We start from the raw sequence: 20,524 nt of genomic DNA, 5'->3' as shown, positions 1-20,524 counted from the left end.
CAACATGATTCAGGTGCGTCAGTTGCGAAAGGTCTTCGGAGAAAATGAAGTGCTTAAAGGGATTGATTTACATGTGAAAAAAGGGCAAGTGATTTGCATTATAGGTCCAAGTGGCTCAGGGAAATCAACCCTATTGCGTTGTCTAAATTTACTGGAGACACCAACCGAAGGACAGATTCAAATTGGTGATGTAACCCTGCACTTCGATGGGCGTAAAGTGAGTGAAGGAGAAAAGAGAAAGCTACGTGCCAAAACCGGAATGGTTTTTCAGGGATTTCATCTTTTTCCGCATAAAACAGCCCTTGAGAATGTCATGGAAGGGCCACTTGTGGTGAAAAAGGAAAAGAAACAGGAGTCAAAGGAAAAAGCGGAGCAACTGTTGAAAAAAGTAGGTTTGTGGGAACGGAAAGATGCGTACCCCAGTCAATTGTCTGGTGGACAACAACAGCGTGTGGCAATTGCCCGGGCTTTGGCGATGGAACCGGAAGTGGTCCTTTTTGATGAACCTACCTCTGCCTTAGACCCGGAATTGGTGGAAGAAGTATTGAAGACGATCAAAGAATTGGCTCAGGAAGAGCAAACCATGATCATTGTGACCCATGAGATGTCTTTTGCCCGTGATGTAGCAGATCAAATCATTTTCATGGATCAGGGCCAAATTGTGGAACAGGGTTCACCAGAGGAAATCTTTGTACAACCCAGGGAAGAACGGACGAAACAATTTTTGGCCAAATTTTTGTCGAGATAACTTTTCCAGTGGAATGATCAAAATGCCCAGTCTGTACAACGCAGACTGGGCTTTTTGATCATTTAAAGGCGTTCCCGGTGCAAAGCGTTCACGATATTTCCTTCTTCGTCCCATTGCAGTACACGGTAAAAGGCATCATGATAAAAACTGAACCAGGTATTTAATTTAATTCCCTCTTCGACCCAAATTTGCTTTTGTTTGATGGAAGTCATGGGATAATCATCATAGGCCAAAACCCACAGTACATTGCGATGGGCATGGGTTGGCATCAGATCAGCCATATGCAAGAGCTGCTGATCGCCGCTTTTGATTTGGACGATCGCATGTCCTGCACTGTGACCACCGGTGTGAATCAGTTTGAGTCCAGGAACGATTTCTTTTTCTTCCTGAAATGTTTCGACTTGTGTTTGGATGGGTTCCCAGTTTTCTTTCCAATACGTATTCCGTGAGCGGATATTGGGATTACGCATCTCTTCCCATTCGATCTCAGAAGTGTAAATGACTGCATTTTCAAAAGTAGGGACGAGTTGATCCCCTTTCCATTTGGTTAGGCCACAGGCATGATCAAAGTGTAAATGAGTCATGAGTACAGCATCAATATCTTTTGTCTTTAAACCCAGTTCGGCTAAACTTTGTTCGATCTCAGATTCTTCTGTGACTCCGAAATTCCGTTTCTGTTTCGAATCCAGCTTGTTCACCCCAATCCCAGATTCGATCAGGAAGTTTTTTCCTCCGTATTGAATGAGAATGGGATCCGTTCGGAGCTCGATTTGATTTTTTTCATTGACGGGATATTTTTTGCTCCAAAGCGGTTTTGGTACCACACCGAACATGGCCCCGCCATCCAGGTGGGTAACACCTCCCTTGAGCCAAGTGAGTGTGAATTCGCCAAGTTTAAACTGTTCCATCTCTCACATCTCCAAATCTGTCTTTTTTCTCTCTTTTATCATAAAGGAAAATTTATTATAAAGGTAAATGATTTTATTTTCCTATAAGTAAAAAAGAGTTGTTGATGGGGAATGGAGGGTTTTTATGGAACCGGAACCCAAGATAGAAATGATTCGTATGAATAAAGATTTAATTCCAGAAGCCAGTAATTTATTGGCTGGCTATTTACACGCATACGATCGACAACAAATGGAATGTGCACAGATTCTTGAACGTTTATTGGATGATCAGATCGCGCAATGTTGGCTAGCACGATTTGAAAAAGGATATGGGGGATTGATGATTCTTGCCTGGAGTTTTTCGGTTTCGATGGGATTACCTGTTTTACGGGTGGAAGCACTGTATACATTACCGGCATATCGAAAAAAAGGACTTGCAGAAAAGCTTTTGCAGCATGCTATTCATATAGCGAAGGAACATGGAGCGGCACGTTTACAGCTTGAAACTGATGATAACAATGTCCCGGCTAGAACTTTGTATGCGAAATATGGGTTTAAATGTTTGCCGAATAAGAAAGTGTATATGTTATTGCTGTCCAAAAAATAGGGATACGTATCTCCCGCGCTTCGGGATGGGTTCCTTTCTCCGTGACGACTTCTGTATCATCAGAGTCACTCCGTAAGAAGCCCATCCCTCCGCTTTATGGAAAACAAAACATCTTTTTCATCCCTCTGCATCATACACCTTCAGCGATAGCTGTTTGGCTGGTTGTTCCATATAAAATAATCCGCCATTGATCAACTGTACCTCGATGCGTGGATGGTATTGCCAAATAAGTTCACGTTGTCGTTGGACCCGTTCTTTTTCCTGCTCTTCCGTCCGTTGTTCCTGCTCGGGGTAATAATGCGCCAAGGTATCCAACTCCATCTCTAACCGTTTTTTTGCTTCGACGGCCCAGGTTGGGTCCTCACCTTCGATTTGTTCCTGCAGAAAGTATTCAAGCTCGCCTACCGCTTCCGCAAAGCTCAGCCTCGGTGCAGTAACATGGCGCTTGGGAGGGAGCTTGGAAGTCCAACCGAGGGATCGGATCGTCGGATAAAAAGGTTCAACAATTTCACCTGTACACAAGTTGATTCCCAGATAAGTTATTCGATCTTTTTTTTGATCACAGATATAGGAAACTTGAAAGTTCATACCCAGCCATGGCGTATATGCTTTAGATACTCGACTCAAGCTCTCCCGGCTGGATGGTTGCTGATAAAGACGAGTGAAACGGCCATGTTTCTGGGCTGATTGGAGCATTTGGGCAAAACGTGGAGAACCAAAAAACAGATACTCTCCTCGTAGATCTTCAGGGCAATTTTCAGGATCGAAAATAAAGCAAAACCGGGCTGGTTGAGGAGGGAGATTCATACGTTCCACATACATCCAGTAAAAAGGACGATTCAACAAATCTTTATCGGCTTCAATCGATAATTGGGTTTGGAGATAAGTCGGCGCTGATTCGATGATATGGCATTCGTAGGATTTGAGGTAACGTTCGGTAAATGATCTAACCTTTTGCTGATCCATACAACAGCCCTTCCTGTTCCTGCTTTTTTTCGATGACCACTTGTTTTTTCTGTGTAAATTTATCTCCCCATTCGCTTAGACGTTCTCTTATTTGTTCATGATCATTTGCCTCTAGTACAATCCGCATCATGCTTTGTTCAATGGATTCTTCTTTTTCCAGGTCGTCCAATATGGTTTCCAGTTCACCGATCACGGTTTCAAATAAGTTAATTTTTTCCTGTAAAAGCCAGATAATATGTTCTTCGATGGTGTTTTTGGTTGCAAAGTTATAGATGTGTACATCGTTTTTTTGTCCCAACCGGTGTACACGACCAATGCGCTGTTCTACACGCATGGGATTCCAAGGCATATCATAGTTAATAATATGATGACAAAATTGCAGGTTAATACCTTCTCCACCTGCTTCAGTTGCAACCATGACCTGGGCGCGTTTTTGGAAGAGTTCCATCATCCAATCTTTCTTGTTGCGATTGAATCCACCACGATAGGGAATGGCGTGGATTTTTTCCTTGGCCAATGCACGGATGAGCATTTCTTGGGTTGCACGGTATTCGGTAAAAATGATGACCTTGTCCGGGATGGTTTTGATGAGTTCGACTGCTTTTTGCACTTTGGAAGAAATCGTTACTTGGCGTAAAAGATCGACGAGATGGGCTACTTCTGGAGAGAGGCTCTCTTTTCCCTGTTCGCCACGTTGAAATAATTTGAATAAGGTATGAAAGACGGCATCACGGCTGCTACAAACCTCTTTTTGCAATACGAGAAGTGAAAGCATGCTTTTTAGATCAGTCGCCTGACTATAGCGATTGCGAACAAACTCCGTCACTGCTTCATATAATGCCCGTTCTTCAGGAGAGAGTTCGATCGGGATTGTTTGGACAACGCGTTTTGTCAGATGCAGGTTTTGGTCACGGCGTCGGTTACGGATAAGTACACGTTGAATCTCTTCACGTAGCTGTTCTTCGTTTTTGGCTTTTCGTTTTCCGGCTACATATTCATTTTGAAAATGGGATTGCCGACCAAGCTGTCCCGGCTTCAGCAAAGTCACGAGGTTATATAATTCTTCCAGTTCGTTTTGGATCGGTGTAGCTGTCAGTAACAGACAATATTTCTTCTTGATCTCATTGATGAATTGCCAGTTTTTGGTGCGTCTGTTTTTTAGTTTATGGGCTTCGTCGATGATTAAGATATCGTAATTTTTATTTAGAATATGGTTTCGATGAGGTTCACGTTTGGCCGTATCCATTGAAGCGACCAGAATGGGATATCGATCCCACATCCATTCTTTTTTCTGGGCCACTGCGGGTATTTGGAATTTTTGATTCAATTCACGGGTCCATTGCAAGACGAGTGAAGAAGGTACCAAAATCAGTGCGTTTTTGACCAGGCCACGAATGAGGTATTCTTTTAAGATCAAGCCCGCTTCGATGGTTTTTCCCAATCCTACCTCGTCTGCGAGAATGGCTCTGCCACGCATCTCACCCATAACACGATGAACCACTTCAATTTGATGTGGGAGTGGAACAAAACCATGTATTTGTTGTAAACTAAGAAGGGTATCAAAATTAGGAACAACTAGAGCTTCAGCAGCCTCAATGGCTAGTTGGAAACGTTCCCAGGTAGACCAATGCATGTCTTGCTCTAGCAGTGTTTGAAATGTATCGAACCAAGTCCGATCCCAATGGATTGGGAAGTGTTGCATGAAATCTCCCCTTTCTACGAGCCAAATGCTCCTTTACTAGTATGCATGAACATAGAATCAAACATGCACAGTCAGGAGCATGTTGGTACAAAAATACATAAAATAGCGAATGAAGGTGGAAGGAGAGACCACGAGTATGTGGCGCCGAAGGAGCAAGCCCGATCAGGGTGAATCTCTCAGGCAAAAGGATGTCCACTGGACGCGTCTCTGGAGAGTGCTCGAGTCAGCGAGCCACCCAAGGGGAAACCCAACTGCTCTGTTGGGAAAACTCTCAGGTATCAAGGACAGAGTTGTACCTAATGCTATTAGGGAAACTCTGTCTTTTTTATATCTAATTTTGGAGGTGTGAAATGGGATGGCTGAATTAAAAAGAACCCCACTATATCCGGTATATAAAGATATAGCGAAGCTTGTCCCTTTTGCGGGCTGGGAAATGCCTGTACAGTTCTCAGGAATTAAAGCTGAACATGAAGCGGTACGTACACGTGTAGGTATTTTTGATGTTTCACACATGGGAGAAGTGGAAGTAAGCGGTCCTGATGCCCTCGCATTGGTGCAAAAGCTTACGACGAATGATGCATCGAAATTAAATATAGGCGATGCCCAGTATTCCATTATGTGTTATCCCGATGGCGGAACGGTCGATGACCTTTTGGTCTATCGGACAGGTGAACAGACTTATTTATTGGTCATTAATGCATCCAATATTGACAAAGATGTGGAGTGGATTGAAAAACACAAAACGGGAGATGTCACTGTTCGAAACATTTCCGATGAAACAGCGCAAATAGCCATTCAGGGACCTTTGGCCGAACAGGTATTGCAAAAACTGGCGGATGTCGACTTATCGCAAATCAAATTTTTTAAATTTCAACAGAATGTGAACCTGGATGGCATCAAAGCGTTGGTTTCCCGGACAGGATATACAGGTGAAGACGGTTTTGAGATCTACTTCAGTGCATCAGATGCCCCGCAATTATGGAATAAACTGTTGGAAGCAGGAAAAGAAGAAGGAATTCTTCCTTGTGGATTGGGAGCCAGAGACACTTTACGTTTTGAAGCGCGTCTGCCATTATATGGGCAAGAACTGTCAGAACACATTTCTCCGATCGAAGCAGGAGTGGGCTTTGCTGTTAAATTGGATAAGGGCGATTTTATTGGACGTGAAGTACTGGCCAAGCAAAAAACAGAAGGAGCACCACGTAAATTGGTCGGTATCGAAATGATCGATCGTGGCATTCCGCGTACGCATTACCCAGTTTTCGTTGGCGGAGAACAAGTGGGTGAGGTTACGACAGGAACCCAATCTCCCACACTGAAGAAAAATGTAGGTTTAGCGCTCGTAAAAAGTGAGGTTGCTCAAATCGGGCAGGAAGTGGAAGTGGAAATTCGTTCCAAACGTTTAAGAGCAGTGATTGTCAAAGTTCCTTTTTATAAGAGAGGATCGAAATAAAAGCTGAAAGGATGGGACCAGGATGAAGTTTCGCTATTTACCCATGACCCATAAAGATCACCATGAAATGTTGCAAGCGATTGGGATCAATTCCGTGGAAGATCTGTTTTCAGATATCCCCAAAAGTGTTCGTTTTCAGGGAAGATTAAATATCCCGGAACCGATGGATGAATATTCCCTGGTTCGCCATATGAGCCGCTTGGCTGGAAAAAATGCATCTTATGACCAATACGTATCCTTCCTCGGAGCAGGTGTGTATGAACACTACATCCCAAGTGTAGTGAACCATGTCATTTCCCGTTCGGAATTTTACACAGCCTATACACCCTACCAACCGGAGATCAGCCAAGGTGAATTACAGGCCATTTTCGAATTCCAAACCATGATTTGCGAATTGACAGGAATGGATGTCGCCAATTCCTCGATGTATGATGGACCAACAGCTTTGGCAGAAGCGGCGAGTATGGCTGTAGCTGTCAGCAAAAAGAAGAAAATCGTGGTTTCCCGTGCTGTTCATCCGGAAGCAAGAGAGATTCTCTTAACCAATGCCAAAGGATTGGGATATGAGATTGTAGAAGTTCCTTTTGTCGATGGCGTGACAGATCTGGAGAAGCTGAAAGAGGTTGCCGATGAAGAAACAGCGGCGGTCATCGTTCAATATCCTAACTTCTTCGGTCATATCGAGAATTTGGCTGAAATTGAGAAAATCGCCCATCAGCATAAAGGATTGTTTATCGTAAGTGCGAACCCTCTCGCTCTTGGTTTGCTCAAGCCACCTGGCCAATATGGTGCCGATATTGTGGTCGGAGATGCCCAACCACTTGGAATTCCAGCTTCATTTGGTGGTCCCCATTGCGGCTATTTTGCTACGACCAAAACTTATATGCGTCGGATTCCAGGGCGAATTGTGGGGCAAACCGTTGATGAAGAGGGTGTCAGAGGTTTTGTATTGACCTTGCAGGCACGTGAACAGCATATCCGTCGGGATAAAGCGACTTCCAATATTTGTTCAAACCAGGCCCTGAATGCACTGGCTGCTTCTGTTTATATGTCTGCTTTAGGTAAACAGGGAATGCAAGAAGTGGCCCGACTCAATGTGAATAAGGCGCATTATGCGAAAAAGCGATTGGTAGAAGTGAATGGAGTGGAAGATGTATTCCATCAGCCATTCTTCAACGAATTTGTTGTGAAATTGAGTCGTCCGGTGAAAGAAGTCAATGCCAAGCTGTTAGAGCAGGGAATCATTGGTGGTTATGATCTGGGACGTGATTATCCAGAGTTAAAAGATCATATGTTGATTGCTGTAACAGAAGTCAGAACCAAAGAAGAAATTGAACAGCTAGCAAAAGGTTTGGAGGGTCTACTGTGAGCAAAGAAAAAGCACTCATTTTTGAACTGAGCCAACCGGGACGGATTGCTTATAGCTTGCCAGCATCAGACGTTCCAGAAACAAGTGACCTGCCACAGGAATTCCTGAGAGAGACGCCAGCAGAACTGCCCGAAGTGTCCGAACTGGATTTGATGCGTCATTACACGGAACTGTCGAGGAGAAATCACGGAGTCGATAATGGATTTTATCCACTTGGCTCCTGTACGATGAAATACAACCCCAAAGTGCATGAAGATGTGGCACGTCTGGCTGGCTTTGCCAAAATCCATCCGTATCAACCTGAGGATACAGTACAAGGGGCACTGCAACTCCTTTATGAGCTCCAACAGGATTTGGCGGAAATTACCGGCATGGATCGTGTTACCTTGCAACCGGCTGCAGGAGCGCAAGGGGAATGGACCGGTCTGATGATGATCCGTGCCTATCATGAAAGTCGTGGCGAAACAGGCCGCAATAAGGTGATTGTGCCTGATTCGGCCCATGGTACCAATCCTGCAAGTGCTTCTGTTGCCGGATTCCAAACCATTACGGTGAAGTCCAATGAAAAAGGATTGGTAGATGTAGAAGAATTGAAAAAGGTGCTGGGTCCCGATGTGGCTGCTCTGATGTTGACCAACCCAAATACACTGGGATTGTTTGAAGAAGAGATTCAAGTCATTGCGGATCTGGTTCATGAAGCTGGTGGACTGCTGTACTATGACGGAGCGAACGCCAATGCGATCTTGGGAATTGCCCGCCCAGGAGATATGGGCTTTGACGTGGTGCACCTGAATTTGCATAAAACCTTTACTACACCACATGGCGGTGGTGGCCCAGGAGCCGGACCGGTTGGAGTGAAAAAAGAATTGATTCCATTCTTGCCAAAACCGATGGTTGAAAAAGATCAGGATGGAAAGTATTATCTTGACTATGATATTCCAAATTCGATTGGTCGGGTAAAAGGGTTTTATGGGAATTTTGGCATTCTTGTCCGGGCATATGCGTATATCCGTACGATGGGACCGGATGGATTGCGCCAAGTGTCTGAAAATGCTGTCCTCAATGCCAATTATATGATGCGCCGTCTGGAGCCTTATTTTGATTTGCCATATAAGCAACACTGCAAACATGAGTTTGTTCTTTCAGGTAATCGTCAGAAAAAGCTGGGAGTACGCACACTGGATATCGCCAAGCGTTTGCTGGACTTCGGTTTTCACCCACCGACCATTTACTTCCCGCTCATCGTGGATGAGTGCCTGATGATTGAGCCAACAGAAACAGAAAGCAAAGAAACTTTGGATCGATTTATCGAGACGATGATTCAAATCGCCAAAGAGGTTGAAGAAAATCCAGAAGTCGTACAAGAAGCACCACACAATACGGTTGTCAAACGCCTGGATGAAGTTACGGCGGCGCGGAAACCGGTATTACGTTGGGAGAAAAAATGAAGAGCTTAGCCCTCCAGCTCATTTGAGAGTGGAGGGCTTTCCCGTTCGTAATTAAAAGGGTTTATGGATCAAGGGGAGGAGCCATGAAATGATTAGCTTGAAACAAGGGCCATACAAATTTAATTATCGGATTGCGGGCATTTTGATCCATGATGGAAAGGTATTATTACATCGCGAGAAAGACCAAGAGATTTGGGCATTACCTGGTGGGCGAGCTGAAATGATGGAACCATCAGCCGAAACAATTGTACGGGAGATCAAAGAGGAAATTGGCTTGGATGTTCGAGTTGAGCGATTGATATGGGTCGCCGAGCAATTTTTTACTTACAAGGGAGTTCGTACACATGAATTGGGCTTTTTTTATTTGTTAAGCTGTGATCAGGATACAGACCTGTTTCACACCCCTCGTTTTCATGGCGTGACTGGAGATGCAGTTGATTTGGTTTTCGAGTGGTTCTCGTTGGATCGATTGCCAGAACATTTATATCCATCATTTTTGCCTAACGGACTGAAAAATTTGCCTGAAACATTGCAGCATGAAGTATACATACAGGAGGAGAGTGAGTAGAGCTATTCCAAAACTTATATTCATACGAAACTACGAATAAAAATAAGCCGGTTTGTTGACAAAGTTCTCGATATATGCCGGTTTTCCTTTTCCGTTTCACTCCCGTTGCTTAAATACGAGCAAGAAGTCGTTCAACTGGAAAAGGAAAACCGGGTTTGTCAACGGCCTCAATAAAAATAAGCGGAGTTTTTCCAAGCAAGTGACTTACGAGCCCAACCCAGCGAAGCGGCCCTGAGATACTGATTAAATCTCCCTCCTGAACTTACCCCCAATGCCGGGCATGTACAATGTCCGATTAAGGTTAGCTATAAATAAGGGAGCACAAGAACAATAATAGCTGAATTATACAGCAACTTTTCATTGAATAAAATTGACAGAATAAAAAGGGAAGGATATGCTGAAAATAGATTATTATTTTTTAGTCCATATGAATATTGAATGTTCAGACATATTAAAAAGGAGTGGAAACATGAAAGGAAAAACCATTATCGTTACAGGCGGCAGCAGCGGAATGGGAAAAGCGATTGCGGCTCTCTTTTGCCAAGAAGGAGCAAATGTTGTGATTTCAGGGCGCAATGAAGAGCGTTTACAAGCCGCCAAACAGGAAATGGAAACCTTTGCTGGTCAAGTATTGACAGTAGCCATGGATGTTAGAGAACCGGATCAAGTGGAAGATATGGTACGTCAAGCGAAAGAAAAGTTTGGACGGATCGATTATCTGGTCAATAATGCAGCTGGAAATTTTATCGTACCAGCAGAAGAACTATCCCTCAATGGCTGGCACGCGGTTATCAATATTGTTCTGAATGGAACCTGGTATTGTACACAGGCAGTGGCCAAGGATTGGATTGCCAATAAGCAAAAAGGATCCATTTTAAACATTGTGGCAACATATGCTTGGACAGGTGCTGCAGGAGTCGTCCATTCTGCTTCAGCCAAGGCAGGAGTTTTGGCCATGACCCAAACATTGGCTGTAGAATGGGGAAGCAAGTATGGAATCCGGGTCAATGCGATTGCACCTGGTGCGATTGAAAATACGGGTGGAGCGGAAAAACTGATTGCCAACGAGAAAGTAGCAAACTTCTTGAAAAATCAAATTCCGTTGAAGCGATTTGGACGTCCTGAGGAAATTGCGGGCTTGGCACGGTTCTTATTATCGGATGAGGCTGAGTATATTAATGGTGAATGTGTAACCATGGATGGAGGATTCTGGTTGGCTCACTCGCGATTTTTGTAAGCGAATCCAATGATACCGGAGGCTGTTTACCCGATGGGGGTGAGCAGCTTCTCTTGTTTTACTGGAAAAAGAAAAGATACAATGAGTGATAGATGGGAGGGAAAAAGATTGCAGCTGCAGGAGTGGAGATACATACCTTATAAAAAATACAGTCCCGCTTGGAATATGGCGATTGATGAAGCGATCATGATTGCCCACCGTGAAGGAAAAGTTCCGCCTACGTTACGTTTTTATGGATGGAATCCAGCGTCTTTGACGATTGGGTATTTCCAAAAAGTGGAGAAAGAAGTAGATCGAGAGGAACTCTACAAGCGAGGATTGGGTTTTGTCCGGCGAATGACGGGTGGGCGAGCCGTTTTACATGATCAAGAGCTTACCTATAGTGTGGTGGTTTCAGAAGGCCATCCCATGATCCCATCAACCGTTTCTGAATCATACCGTGTGATCAGCCAGGGGCTGGTTGCAGGCTTTCAAGAGCTGGGGATGGATGCCTATATGTCCTTGCCCAAAAAACGGCCAACAATGACATCAGCGGCTTGCTTTGATTCACCTTCCGATTATGAGTTAGTCCTGGAAGGAAAAAAAGTGGCTGGCAGTGCACAAGTACGTAAGCATGGCATCGTGTTGCAACACGGTTCCATTTTACTGGATCTGGATATCGATTTATTATTTTCCGTTCTTCGTTTTCCGTCTGAGAGAGTGAGAGAACGATTGAAAGCGTCTTTTACGGAAAAAGCGGTAGCCATCAACGATTTGCGCTCAGAAAAAGTCACCATCAAAGAGGTGATTGCGGCTTTTGAAAAGGGTTTTGCCAAAGGAATGGGAATTCGATTAAAAAAAGAAGCACTTACGCCGTATGAAGAAGAATTGGCCCATCAGCTGGTAGAAGAAAAATATGGTCATGATCGTTGGAACTTGCAGAGATAGACAAAAGCTTTTAGGCATCCAACTAGCGGATGCCTTTTATGTTTTTGATCGTTTGTTCAGAGTTAAGCAGCTCAATCGACTGATAGGCGTTTTCGAGTGTGGCAGCTGTTTGGCAGAAGCCTTCTGTCATGGATTCGGAGAGAGCTTTCAGATCGTCCTTGGTTATCATATTTTCTTCCACATTTGATACCTGGACTTTTAGATCGGCAACATCCTGTTTGAGTACGTTAACATCGTCTTTGAGCCCGGTAACATCCTGTTTGAGTATGTTGACATCGTCTTTGAGCCCGGCAACATCCTGTTTGAGTATGTTGACATCGTCTTTGAGCCCGGCAACATCCTGTTTGAGTATGCTGACATCTTCTTTTAGTTGAGTGACTTCTCCTGTTAACCGATCGATCTTATGATCCATACCATCCATACGGGCAGTAAGATAGCGTTGACCTTCAAGAAGGGCTGTTAACATCGACTTCATTTCATCCATGATCGTTCACTCCGGAATCATTAATATGACTGAACAGTTAATATTTTACTATTTTTCATGATGTTAGTAAATTGCTTTTGCTAGAATGAATGATCAAACAAAAACGCTAATGACAACTTATGTGAAAGAAAAATGGCTTCATTTCCGTTGGTTCTTGATTTCATGCCAAGAAGGGGATACACGGAAATGAAGCTTTTTCTATTACAGAAATGCCGCCTGAAAGCCCACTGGCTTTAGCCGTGGGATGAAAGGTGGCGTTGCTCGGTATCCCCTTCATGGGGATGCTTAGAGTAACCGTTTTTTAATTTTTTATTGTAGTTTGAATATTGAATTGATACAGTTGTAGTATGAATCAAGAGTATAGACGAACAAAATCGACTGTTCTTCGATTCACTATCATTTTGTTTTTTGTCCCAGATATCGCCGTAAGGTACTGGTAAACAAAGTAGAAGAACGATTGAAGGAAATTGTAGAGAAAATCTGCAAGGTAAATCAGTGGAATATCATGGCAATGGAAGTAATGCCCGACTACTGCCATTTGTTCCTGAATTGTCTTCCGGTCGATTCTCCATCAGATATGATGGCGAAATTAAAAGGGGTGACTTCCAGAAAACTTCGCTAGGAATTCTCGCATCTGAACCATTTGCGAAGCCTTTAGACTCGTTCCTTCTTTGTCAGTACCGCTGGAAATGTGTCCAGTGAAACGGTAAAGCAGTACGTGGAATCTCAAAAGAAAAGGGGTGAATGGATGCCAACGATCAAACTAAGGTTAGAACTGCATAAGCCAACGCAAGCCAAACAGGAAATGTATCAGCAAATGACGGAAATAAACACAGCATTTGCTAACTGGCTACTTGTTCACCCAGAGTGAACAAGGCAACCAGTAAGATTTTCAAAGAGTTTTCTCATGAGAAATTTCCGTCTGCAGTAGTGAACCAGACGATTCGGGAAGTCAAATCAAAAAAGAAAAACCAAAACACGAAATCATTCAAAAAGCTATGGTGTTGCTTCAACAATCAGAACCTCAAGGTGGAAAAGGCCGGAGACTTCTATACGGTTTCTTTTCCCACCCTGGAAAAACGGACCGGTGTACCTGTTGTAGCCCGTCCTTATCAGCAGGAATGGTTAGAGAGGATCCTGAACGGAACCGTCAAACAGGGTGCCAGCGAGCTATACAGGAAAAAAGGAAAATGGTATATCGCCATTTCAATCACTTTTGAAGTGGAACAACGAAAAGAACCAAAAGTGATGGGGATTGATTTGGGATTAAAATACATAGCTGTCGCCAGTGTTGGCACAAAATCATGGTTTTTCAAAGGAAATCAGGTTGCTTTTGTACGTAGACGTTTTGCAGCTAAAAGAAAAAAGCTGGGGAAATCGAAAAAGCTTTCAGCAATCAAAAAATCTAAAAATAAAGAGTCTCGCTGGATGAAAGACCAAAATCATAAAATAAGCCGTCAAATTATCGACCATGCACTCGCCAACGGTGTTGGCATCATTCGTATGGAAGATTTGACGGATATTCGAAATAGAGCAAAGTCTAAAAAAGAAGCTGGTAGAAACCTTCATTCATGGAGTTTCCACCAGCTAAAAAAAATGATTAAATACAAGGCTGAAATGGCTGGGATTCGCTTTGAATTGGTTAAACCAGACTACACCAGCCAAACCTGTAAATGTGGCCATCGTGAAAAAGCGAATCGAAATGGCATCCAATTCAGATGCAAAAAGTGTGGTTATACCTGCCATGCTGATCTGAATGGAGCAATCAATATAGCCAAAGCCATTTCTGGGTTAGCAGCCTAGCGTACTGGTAACAGGTACACCGCCCATGTGGGTACATGCGGTCCAGTGCCGTAGAACTGCATGGGACGGGGTGATGCACCCCCCTGAACTTGGGCGTGGTCCAAAACGGAAACGGACTGCGGACGCTAACGACCCAAGAATCCCACGGCTTCAGCCGTGTGGAGTGTCAAAATTGTTCAATTAGTTTTTCAAATTCCTGCTGTAATTGTCGGGTGATGGGACCTGGTTTTCCGTTGCCAATCCATTGGCCATTGATTCGAACAATCGGGCAGATCTCCATGGTGGTGCTGGTCATGAAACATTCATCGGCTTCAAATATTTTTTCTTCTCTGATCGCTTCCAATTGGACAGGAATCTGTAATTTTTCAGCAAGCGATAGCGCAATTTGCCTTGTGATGCCATGTAAAATCAAGTGGTTAGCTGGATGTGTCCATATCTTCCCTTCGCGTACAAAAAAGATGTTCGTGGAACTTCCTTCAGTTACCCAACCATCACGAATAAAAATCGCTTCCTTGCAACCTTGTTCCACGGCTTCCTGTTTGGCCAAGGCGGCACCCAACAGGTTCAGGCTTTTGATATCACAACGTAACCAACGGATATCTTTGGTTGTAATGGTGCTAACGCCTTGTTGCAATTCCTGAATGGGGCGTTGGCTGGGTTGGGGATAAGCGATGACGAGTGGGCGAGCTTCTTTTGGAAAAGCATGGTTACGTGGAGCAGTTCCACGGCTGATCTGCAAATAGATATTTCCTTCTGTAAGTCCGGTTTGTTGAATCAATTCAACTAGCAAGGCATTCAGTTTTTCCAGTGAATAAGGAATCTGCAAGCGAATTTCGCGTGCACTTCGTTCGAGCCGTTTCAAGTGTTCATTCATATAGAAAGGACGCCCATGATAGACACGAATCACTTCATATATGCCATCACCGAATTGATACGCACGATCTTCAATATCTATATGCGCTTGTGATCGTTCAATCAGTTGCTCATCATATAAAATCATATGAATCCCTCCAATTTTCTCCTCTTTCATTCTAGTTTGCAGGAAGTACGTAGAAAAAACAAGAGAATTGGCTAACAAAAAAAGACAGCAAACCTCATGAGGATGGGAAGAGGTTTGCTGGTGATTGAAGGGAAACGAAGAAGTTATCCGTTTGTTGACAAAGTTTCTGTTATATGCCGGGTTTGTCAACAGACCCTCGCCGAGCAACACCATCAGAAAAAGATGTTCAGTTTTTATAAAATGAAGGGATGGGTTCCTTACGGAGTGACTGTGATGGTACAGAAGTCGTCACGAAGGAAGGAACCCATCCCGAAACACGGGAGAAACGTATCCATAATTTCGGTAGCATCAGTTATCAGGAAGATGTCGTATTCCCTGATGATGAAACGTCAGGTTCCTCATGGGATAGTTGGGACCTGAGCTGTTAGCGAATCCACCAACGGGTGATAACACCGTGCTTTGGTGAGAAAAGAAAGGCAAGCAGGAAGAGAACACCCGCAGTGACGCTCATGCATCCAGCAATGGAAGCATCCAATAGCTTGGCGATCCAATAGCCCACCAAGGAGCTGGTCGTACCCATACCAATACTTAGACCTAACATGACACTCAAACGATCGGTGAGTAAGTACGCTGTTGCGGCTGGAACAATGAGCATGGCAACAACAAGAATGGCCCCTACGCTTTCAAAAGAGGCAACCGTTGTAAGGGAAACCAACCCCATCAGGAGATAGTGGAAGAAGGTAACTGGAATCCCGATGGCAGCTGCAAGTGCAGGATCAAAAGCACACAGTTTAAATTGTTTGTAGAACAGTGTGATCACCACCAGGCTAATGAAAAATGCAGCACCGATCAGCCAGACAGCGCGTGGTCCGAGATCCATTCCGCCCAGTTTCAGTGGATCCCAAGGAACATAGGCGATTTCTCCATACAAGACACAGTCCAGGTCAAGGTCAACTTGTCTGGTAAAGAGAGAAACAAGAATAATCCCAATGGAAAATAAGGCAGTGAAGGTAACACTCATAGCGGCATCGGATTGTACGCCTTGACCACGTAGCGTTTGGATGATTATGGTCGTGAGTAGTCCAAAAATAGCGGCACCTATTAACATCGGAACGGCGTCGCGGCTACCACTGAACAAAAAGGCGAGAACAATTCCAGGTAGAACCGCATGGCTGATGGCATCGCCCAGCATGGCCATTTTCCGTAAAATCAAAAAGCAACCTAAAAAACCACAAGCTGACGCAACAAGGGCACCCGTTAAAATAATCCAATAATCAGTCACGGGGAAACCACCCTTTCTTTCATCCGTTGGTTCGAATCATATGGATTCCATTTGGGTTCACATTGGTGTTGAATCATGAGCTTTTGTAACTCGGGAACAAGATGCTCAGGAATGGAATCTTTGGAAACGATCTCGCCATTTGGCAATTTGGAAGCGAGATCAGCTTCATGCATAAGCCACATTTCCAGCATTCGATTGGTCAAGACAGTGTCATAAGCTGCTTTCCATCCTGTTTCTGTAAAACCAATCCATATGTCTTGATGATCTTCTTCCATGTGGATCAGACCTTCTTCTTTTAATTGTGATAAGACATGGGTGGAGATCGGATATTGAGTTTGGAGATCAAGAAGCGAAACTTTCAGAACTTGTTCTTTTTCCATATACGTATAGATGCTATTTATGTGTTGCTCTCGGGCTAATTCACGTCTTGTTTTCATCAGGCGAACCAAACGGGAGAGTAAACCACGCTGTGGCGCAACCATCATGGAGATGATGAACATCATCGTGGCAGCAAGCACAATCAGCGGACCTGTTGAGAGGTTATAGCCGAATGAGCTGATCCATGTACCAATCACGCCTGAGCAGGCACCCATCACCGCAGAAATCCAGACCATGGTGGAAAGCTGTTCGGTCCAGTACCTGGCCGCAGCGGCTGGAGTTACAATCAGAGCAGCCATTAACACGACGCCTGCTACTTGCAGACCGATGACAACGACGATGACTAAAAAGGTCATAAATAAAAGATTGAGTCCACGCATAGAAAAACCAAGACTTTGACCATAGCTGGCATCAAAGCACAGTAATTTCAGTTCTTTGAATAAGAGAAAACTCATCAGAAGAAGCAAACCAGCCATGATAGCCATCCATTGTACATCACTGGCGACCATGGAGGCAGATTGTCCAAACAAAAATTTATCTAACCCACTTTGATTTCCGTTATTGCTATGTTGAATTTGTGTGAGCAACACAATCCCTAATCCAAAAAAGACAGAGAGAATCAAACCTAACGCTGTATCTTCCTTAATTCGTGAATAACGTGTAATCCAGTTGATACACAAAGAACCGAGGATCCCTGTAATAGCAGCACCGATCAAAAAAAGAAAAGAGTTTTTGGCTCCAGTAATCATAAAGGCGAGGCAAATACCTGGGAGTGCAGCATGTGCCAACACATCACCCATCAGTCCCTGTTTACGAAGAAAGGCAAAGCAACCCAAAACGCCACTCGAAAGACCGAGCAAGGCAGTTCCGATTAATACCCACCATGTATTTGCATCCATGTTGCTTCACCTCGTCACGATCATGTTGGATGTCTCAGGCAGTACAGTCAGACGACCGCCATATGTTTTTTGCAGATGATCTGCATGAAAGACTTCCCTGGTAGGTCCAGCGGCAATTTTACACATATTGATCAAAAGAATGGAATCGAAATATTCTGTCACTGTTTGCAAGTCATGGTGAACAACCAAAACGGTTTTTTTCTGTTGTTTCAATTCGTTGAGAATCTGAATGATGGCTTTTTCCGTAGCTGCATCCACACCAACAAAAGGCTCATCCATTAGGTAAATTTGGGCATCTTGGGCAAGGGCTCTGGCAAGGAAAACGCGTTGCTGTTGTCCGCCTGACAGTTGGCTGATTTGTCTTTTGGCAAAGGATTCCATCCCGACTTTTTGCAAACATTCCAGCGCAAATTCACGATCTTCCGCTTTTGGCCGACGAAACCAACCCAGCTTTCCATATCGTCCCATTAAGACGACATCGAGTGCATGGGTGGGAAAATCCCAATCAACTGACTCGCGCTGAGGCACATAGCCAACCAGGTGGCGTTGTTCTTTATAGGGCTTACCATAAATCTTGACTTCTCCACTAGCTAATGGCAACAAACCGAGGATGGCTTTAATGAGTGTAGACTTTCCCGCTCCATTGGGCCCAATGATCCCGATCAATTCTCCTTCAGGTGCGTCATAATCGATATCACGAAGAACAGGCTTGCGATGATAGGCCACAGATAAGTTACGAATGGATACAGGAGCAAACATTTAAATTCCCCCTTTCTATTTCAATGCCTTCACGATCGTGTCCACGTTATGATGTACCATACCGATATAGGTTCCTTCTGGTGTTCCTTTTTCTCCCATCGCATCAGAAAACAATTCGCCACCAATCGATACTTGATGATTTTTACTTTTGGCACCCGCAATCACCGCTTCGATTGAACGTTTTGGTACGCTGGACTCAACGAATACCGCCTTAATTTTTCGCTCTGTCAGTAAGTTGACCATGCGTTGTACGTCTTTGAGTCCATATTCGGAAGAAGTGTTAATTCCTTGTAATCCGACCACTTCCAAATCATAGGCACGACCGAAGTAACTGAACGCATCATGGGCGGTGACAAGGACTCTTTGTTCTTTAGGAATGGAAGAAAGTTGTGTTCGAGCATATTGATCCAATTCTTCCAACTGTTTGATATAGGCAGTTGCTTGAGCCTCATAATCGTTTTTGTGTTGGGGATCCACTTCGATCAGTCCCTTTTTGACCTGTCCAGCGGCTTGTATCCAGAGTTTGACATCAAACCAAATATGAGGATCATATTGTCCATCCTTTGTTTCGATGATTTTCTTTTTATCAATACCATCAGCAACGGGGATGACGGGTTTGGAACGAGCCATCTTGGTAAAGATATCTGTCATTTTTCCTTCCAAATGTAATCCGTTATAAAAAGCGACGTGCGCTTGATCTAATTTTTCAATATCACCTTGTGATGCCTTATATAAATGGGGATCCACTCCCGGTCCCATCAAAGCAGTCACTTGTACATGTTTTCCTCCAACATGTTGAACGAGATCCGCTATCATTCCAGTTGTAGCAGTTACTTTAAGCGTTCCAGATGATTTACTGTTTGTCGTCGAGGAGCTACAGCCACTAATAACAATAAGTGAGACGATTAGAATAGCTCGGATGGATGTCCATAACCATTTCAAGAAAAAACCTCCTTGGCAAATTTTTTTAGTACATATTACATGGTATAAGTTAAATTTTTGTTATCTAACCATATAATTTGGATTAGTACAACTTTCTAACCTTATTCTAGGCAATGTTTTTCGTATTGTCAATGTTTTATTTATATATAATAAATATAAAATTCAGATATATACAGAAGTCGAGATCCATGTCCAAATAATGATATAATACAAAAAGTGGTATGGAAAGGAAAAAGGGGATGTGGAAGACATTGGCCATTTTTGCAATTGGAGATTTACACCTATCTTTTAATAAATTTGTGAAACTGGATGAAATCAATCCGGAAACCGATATAGAAAAACCGATGGATATTTTTGGCTGGTTGAACCATTATGACTTGATTCGCGATCACTGGCTAAAGCAAGTAAGGTCTAATGATACGGTACTGATTCCTGGAGACATCAGTTGGGCCATTCGTTGGGAACAGGCTCAATATGATTTTGATTGGATCGCGCAGTTACCGGGAAGAAAGATCTGTTCCCCAGGAAATCATGAATACTATTACCATAGCAAGAAAAAGATTCGGGAAGCTTTGCCTGAAGGGATCGAATGGATTGATGCGGATTATACGGTGGTGGAAGGGGCAGTGGTAGCTGGCACACGTGGTTGGAGTTTGCCGGGAGATCCGTTTTATCAAGAAGAAACGGATCGCAAAATCTATGAACGGCAAGCTGGACGATTGCGCCTGGCATTGGAAGCAGCGCAAAAAGATCACCCCGATAAAGAAAAAATCGTGATGTTGCATTTTCCGCCGATCACCAAACATGCCAAGGAATCGAAATACATGGAGATTATGAAAGAGTTTGGCGTGACATTGTGCATTTATGGACATATGCATGGAAAATCGGCAGAGGATGCGATCCAGGGAGAAGTAGATGGTATTGACCTTCGTTTGGTTGCGTGTGATGCGTTAAAATTTTGTCCAGCCAGGTTAAGATAGATATGAACAGAAGCGGTATGACATGATTACCATATCGCTTCGTTTTTATTTCTTTTCCTTTCTGTCGATAGGATTACCCAAGAAC

At 43.7% G+C, this 20,524-nt stretch carries 18 protein-coding genes, 2 pseudogenes and 1 riboswitch; of the genes and pseudogenes, 11 read left to right on the top strand and 9 right to left on the bottom strand.

Annotation, left to right across the window (positions count from 1 at the left end; translation table 11 throughout):
* Positions 1 to 4: 4 nt before the first annotated feature.
* On the top strand, positions 5 to 748 hold the full coding sequence (locus tag BMZ78_RS09205; RefSeq protein ID WP_093229749.1) for an amino acid ABC transporter ATP-binding protein: 744 nt from the start codon (positions 5 to 7) through the stop codon (positions 746 to 748).
* A 62-nt stretch (positions 749 to 810) separates the two neighbouring features.
* On the opposite strand, the gene BMZ78_RS09200 is transcribed toward BMZ78_RS09205, so the two are convergent.
* Positions 811 to 1,656, bottom strand: coding sequence for a YtnP family quorum-quenching lactonase (locus BMZ78_RS09200; RefSeq protein ID WP_093229747.1), 846 nt, complete (start codon positions 1,654 to 1,656; stop codon positions 811 to 813).
* 124 nt (positions 1,657 to 1,780) lie between these two features.
* Here BMZ78_RS09200 and BMZ78_RS09195 point away from each other — a divergent pair, with 124 nt between their 5' ends.
* Positions 1,781 to 2,242, top strand: a complete 462-nt coding sequence (locus tag BMZ78_RS09195) for a GNAT family N-acetyltransferase (protein WP_093229745.1) — start codon at positions 1,781 to 1,783, stop codon at positions 2,240 to 2,242.
* Positions 2,243 to 2,359: 117 nt separating this feature from the next.
* Here BMZ78_RS09195 and BMZ78_RS09190 read toward each other — a convergent pair whose 3' ends face one another.
* Positions 2,360 to 3,208, bottom strand: coding sequence for a YqhG family protein (locus BMZ78_RS09190; RefSeq protein WP_093229744.1), 849 nt, complete (start codon positions 3,206 to 3,208; stop codon positions 2,360 to 2,362).
* On the bottom strand, positions 3,189 to 4,910 hold the full coding sequence (locus tag BMZ78_RS09185) for a DEAD/DEAH box helicase (protein ID WP_093229742.1): 1,722 nt from the start codon (positions 4,908 to 4,910) through the stop codon (positions 3,189 to 3,191). Before BMZ78_RS09185 ends, BMZ78_RS09190 begins: the two co-directional genes overlap by 20 nt.
* Before the next feature lie 109 nt (positions 4,911 to 5,019).
* Positions 5,020 to 5,112, top strand: a riboswitch (glycine riboswitch).
* Positions 5,113 to 5,265: 153 nt separating this feature from the next.
* Between BMZ78_RS09185 and gcvT the strand changes: the two genes are divergently transcribed.
* The 6 genes from gcvT (at position 5,266) to BMZ78_RS09155 (ending at position 11,912) form a co-directional block, all read left to right on the top strand.
* On the top strand, positions 5,266 to 6,363 hold the full coding sequence (gene gcvT / locus BMZ78_RS09180) for a glycine cleavage system aminomethyltransferase GcvT (protein WP_093229741.1): 1,098 nt from the start codon (positions 5,266 to 5,268) through the stop codon (positions 6,361 to 6,363).
* Between the two features lie 22 nt (positions 6,364 to 6,385).
* Positions 6,386 to 7,732 carry an aminomethyl-transferring glycine dehydrogenase subunit GcvPA gene (gene gcvPA, locus BMZ78_RS09175; RefSeq protein ID WP_093229739.1) on the top strand — a complete coding sequence of 449 codons (1,347 nt, stop codon included), beginning with the start codon at positions 6,386 to 6,388 and terminating at the stop codon, positions 7,730 to 7,732.
* The gene (gene gcvPB / locus BMZ78_RS09170; RefSeq protein ID WP_093229737.1) at positions 7,729 to 9,180 is read left to right on the top strand and encodes an aminomethyl-transferring glycine dehydrogenase subunit GcvPB; all 1,452 of its coding nucleotides are present in this window, start codon (positions 7,729 to 7,731) and stop codon (positions 9,178 to 9,180) included. The genes gcvPA and gcvPB overlap by 4 nt, the downstream gene beginning before the upstream one ends.
* 88 nt (positions 9,181 to 9,268) lie before the next feature.
* The gene (locus BMZ78_RS09165; RefSeq protein ID WP_093229735.1) at positions 9,269 to 9,748 is read left to right on the top strand and encodes an NUDIX hydrolase; all 480 of its coding nucleotides are present in this window, start codon (positions 9,269 to 9,271) and stop codon (positions 9,746 to 9,748) included.
* Positions 9,749 to 10,217: 469 nt separating this feature from the next.
* Positions 10,218 to 10,985, top strand: coding sequence for a 2,4-dienoyl-CoA reductase (fadH, locus tag BMZ78_RS09160; protein WP_093229733.1), 768 nt, complete (start codon positions 10,218 to 10,220; stop codon positions 10,983 to 10,985).
* 114 nt (positions 10,986 to 11,099) lie between these two features.
* Positions 11,100 to 11,912: a lipoate--protein ligase family protein gene (locus tag BMZ78_RS09155; protein ID WP_175482384.1), complete on the top strand. Its 813-nt coding sequence runs from the start codon at positions 11,100 to 11,102 to the stop codon at positions 11,910 to 11,912.
* 22 nt (positions 11,913 to 11,934) lie between these two features.
* Here BMZ78_RS09155 and BMZ78_RS09150 read toward each other — a convergent pair whose 3' ends face one another.
* Positions 11,935 to 12,396 carry a hypothetical protein gene (locus tag BMZ78_RS09150; RefSeq protein ID WP_093229731.1) on the bottom strand — a complete coding sequence of 154 codons (462 nt, stop codon included), beginning with the start codon at positions 12,394 to 12,396 and terminating at the stop codon, positions 11,935 to 11,937.
* Positions 12,397 to 12,743: 347 nt separating this feature from the next.
* Between BMZ78_RS09150 and tnpA the strand changes: the two are divergent.
* Positions 12,744 to 13,138, top strand: a pseudogene (gene tnpA, locus BMZ78_RS09145) (IS200/IS605 family transposase); the annotation flags it as partial.
* 6 nt (positions 13,139 to 13,144) lie between these two features.
* A pseudogene (locus tag BMZ78_RS09140) lies at positions 13,145 to 14,199 on the top strand (RNA-guided endonuclease TnpB family protein).
* A 166-nt stretch (positions 14,200 to 14,365) separates the two neighbouring features.
* Here BMZ78_RS09140 and dat read toward each other — a convergent pair.
* The 5 genes from dat to BMZ78_RS09110 all read right to left on the bottom strand — a co-directional run bounded on the left by dat (position 14,366) and on the right by BMZ78_RS09110 (position 19,459).
* Positions 14,366 to 15,199 (bottom strand): D-amino-acid transaminase, encoded by an 834-nt coding sequence (gene dat / locus BMZ78_RS09135; RefSeq protein WP_245739800.1) that lies wholly within the window; start codon positions 15,197 to 15,199, stop codon positions 14,366 to 14,368.
* Positions 15,200 to 15,623: 424 nt separating this feature from the next.
* Entirely contained in the window at positions 15,624 to 16,481 is an 858-nt protein-coding gene (locus BMZ78_RS09125) for a metal ABC transporter permease (protein ID WP_093229728.1), read from the bottom strand.
* Entirely contained in the window at positions 16,478 to 17,758 is a 1,281-nt protein-coding gene (locus BMZ78_RS09120; protein WP_093229727.1) for a metal ABC transporter permease, read from the bottom strand. Before BMZ78_RS09120 ends, BMZ78_RS09125 begins: the two co-directional genes overlap by 4 nt.
* 6 nt (positions 17,759 to 17,764) lie before the next feature.
* Positions 17,765 to 18,517 (bottom strand): metal ABC transporter ATP-binding protein, encoded by a 753-nt coding sequence (locus BMZ78_RS09115; protein ID WP_093229725.1) that lies wholly within the window; start codon positions 18,515 to 18,517, stop codon positions 17,765 to 17,767.
* A 15-nt stretch (positions 18,518 to 18,532) separates the two neighbouring features.
* Positions 18,533 to 19,459, bottom strand: coding sequence for a metal ABC transporter solute-binding protein, Zn/Mn family (locus BMZ78_RS09110; protein ID WP_425263924.1), 927 nt, complete (start codon positions 19,457 to 19,459; stop codon positions 18,533 to 18,535).
* A gap of 239 nt (positions 19,460 to 19,698) precedes the next feature.
* Here BMZ78_RS09110 and BMZ78_RS09105 point away from each other — a divergent pair, with 239 nt between their 5' ends.
* A complete protein-coding gene (locus BMZ78_RS09105) occupies positions 19,699 to 20,439 on the top strand; it encodes a metallophosphoesterase (RefSeq protein ID WP_175482381.1) in 741 nt (246 codons plus the stop codon).
* The last annotated feature ends 85 nt before the right edge of the window (positions 20,440 to 20,524 follow it).

It is taken from the genome of Thermoflavimicrobium dichotomicum (assembly GCF_900114055.1).
Classification (GTDB): domain Bacteria; phylum Bacillota; class Bacilli; order Thermoactinomycetales; family Thermoactinomycetaceae; genus Thermoflavimicrobium; species Thermoflavimicrobium dichotomicum.
Note: the sequence above shows the minus strand (reverse complement) of the source record. Positions and strands in the feature narration are given on the sequence as shown.

What these genes read in the sequence shown, in the direction of transcription:
- BMZ78_RS09185 (WP_093229742.1), bottom strand. Translation starts at nt 4,910, where the DNA reads ATGCAACACTTCCCAATCCATTGGGATCGGACTTGGTTCGATACATTT.
- fadH (WP_093229733.1), top strand. Translation starts at nt 10,218, where the DNA reads ATGAAAGGAAAAACCATTATCGTTACAGGCGGCAGCAGCGGAATGGGA.
- BMZ78_RS09115 (WP_093229725.1), bottom strand. Translation starts at nt 18,517, where the DNA reads ATGTTTGCTCCTGTATCCATTCGTAACTTATCTGTGGCCTATCATCGC.
- gcvT (WP_093229741.1), top strand. Translation starts at nt 5,266, where the DNA reads ATGGCTGAATTAAAAAGAACCCCACTATATCCGGTATATAAAGATATA.
- BMZ78_RS09165 (WP_093229735.1), top strand. Translation starts at nt 9,269, where the DNA reads ATGATTAGCTTGAAACAAGGGCCATACAAATTTAATTATCGGATTGCG.
- dat (WP_245739800.1), bottom strand. Translation starts at nt 15,199, where the DNA reads ATGATTTTATATGATGAGCAACTGATTGAACGATCACAAGCGCATATA.
- BMZ78_RS09195 (WP_093229745.1), top strand. Translation starts at nt 1,781, where the DNA reads ATGGAACCGGAACCCAAGATAGAAATGATTCGTATGAATAAAGATTTA.
- BMZ78_RS09150 (WP_093229731.1), bottom strand. Translation starts at nt 12,396, where the DNA reads ATGGATGAAATGAAGTCGATGTTAACAGCCCTTCTTGAAGGTCAACGC.
- BMZ78_RS09205 (WP_093229749.1), top strand. Translation starts at nt 5, where the DNA reads ATGATTCAGGTGCGTCAGTTGCGAAAGGTCTTCGGAGAAAATGAAGTG.
- BMZ78_RS09200 (WP_093229747.1), bottom strand. Translation starts at nt 1,656, where the DNA reads ATGGAACAGTTTAAACTTGGCGAATTCACACTCACTTGGCTCAAGGGA.
- BMZ78_RS09120 (WP_093229727.1), bottom strand. Translation starts at nt 17,758, where the DNA reads ATGGATGCAAATACATGGTGGGTATTAATCGGAACTGCCTTGCTCGGT.
- BMZ78_RS09190 (WP_093229744.1), bottom strand. Translation starts at nt 3,208, where the DNA reads ATGGATCAGCAAAAGGTTAGATCATTTACCGAACGTTACCTCAAATCC.
- BMZ78_RS09105 (WP_175482381.1), top strand. Translation starts at nt 19,699, where the DNA reads ATGTGGAAGACATTGGCCATTTTTGCAATTGGAGATTTACACCTATCT.
- gcvPA (WP_093229739.1), top strand. Translation starts at nt 6,386, where the DNA reads ATGAAGTTTCGCTATTTACCCATGACCCATAAAGATCACCATGAAATG.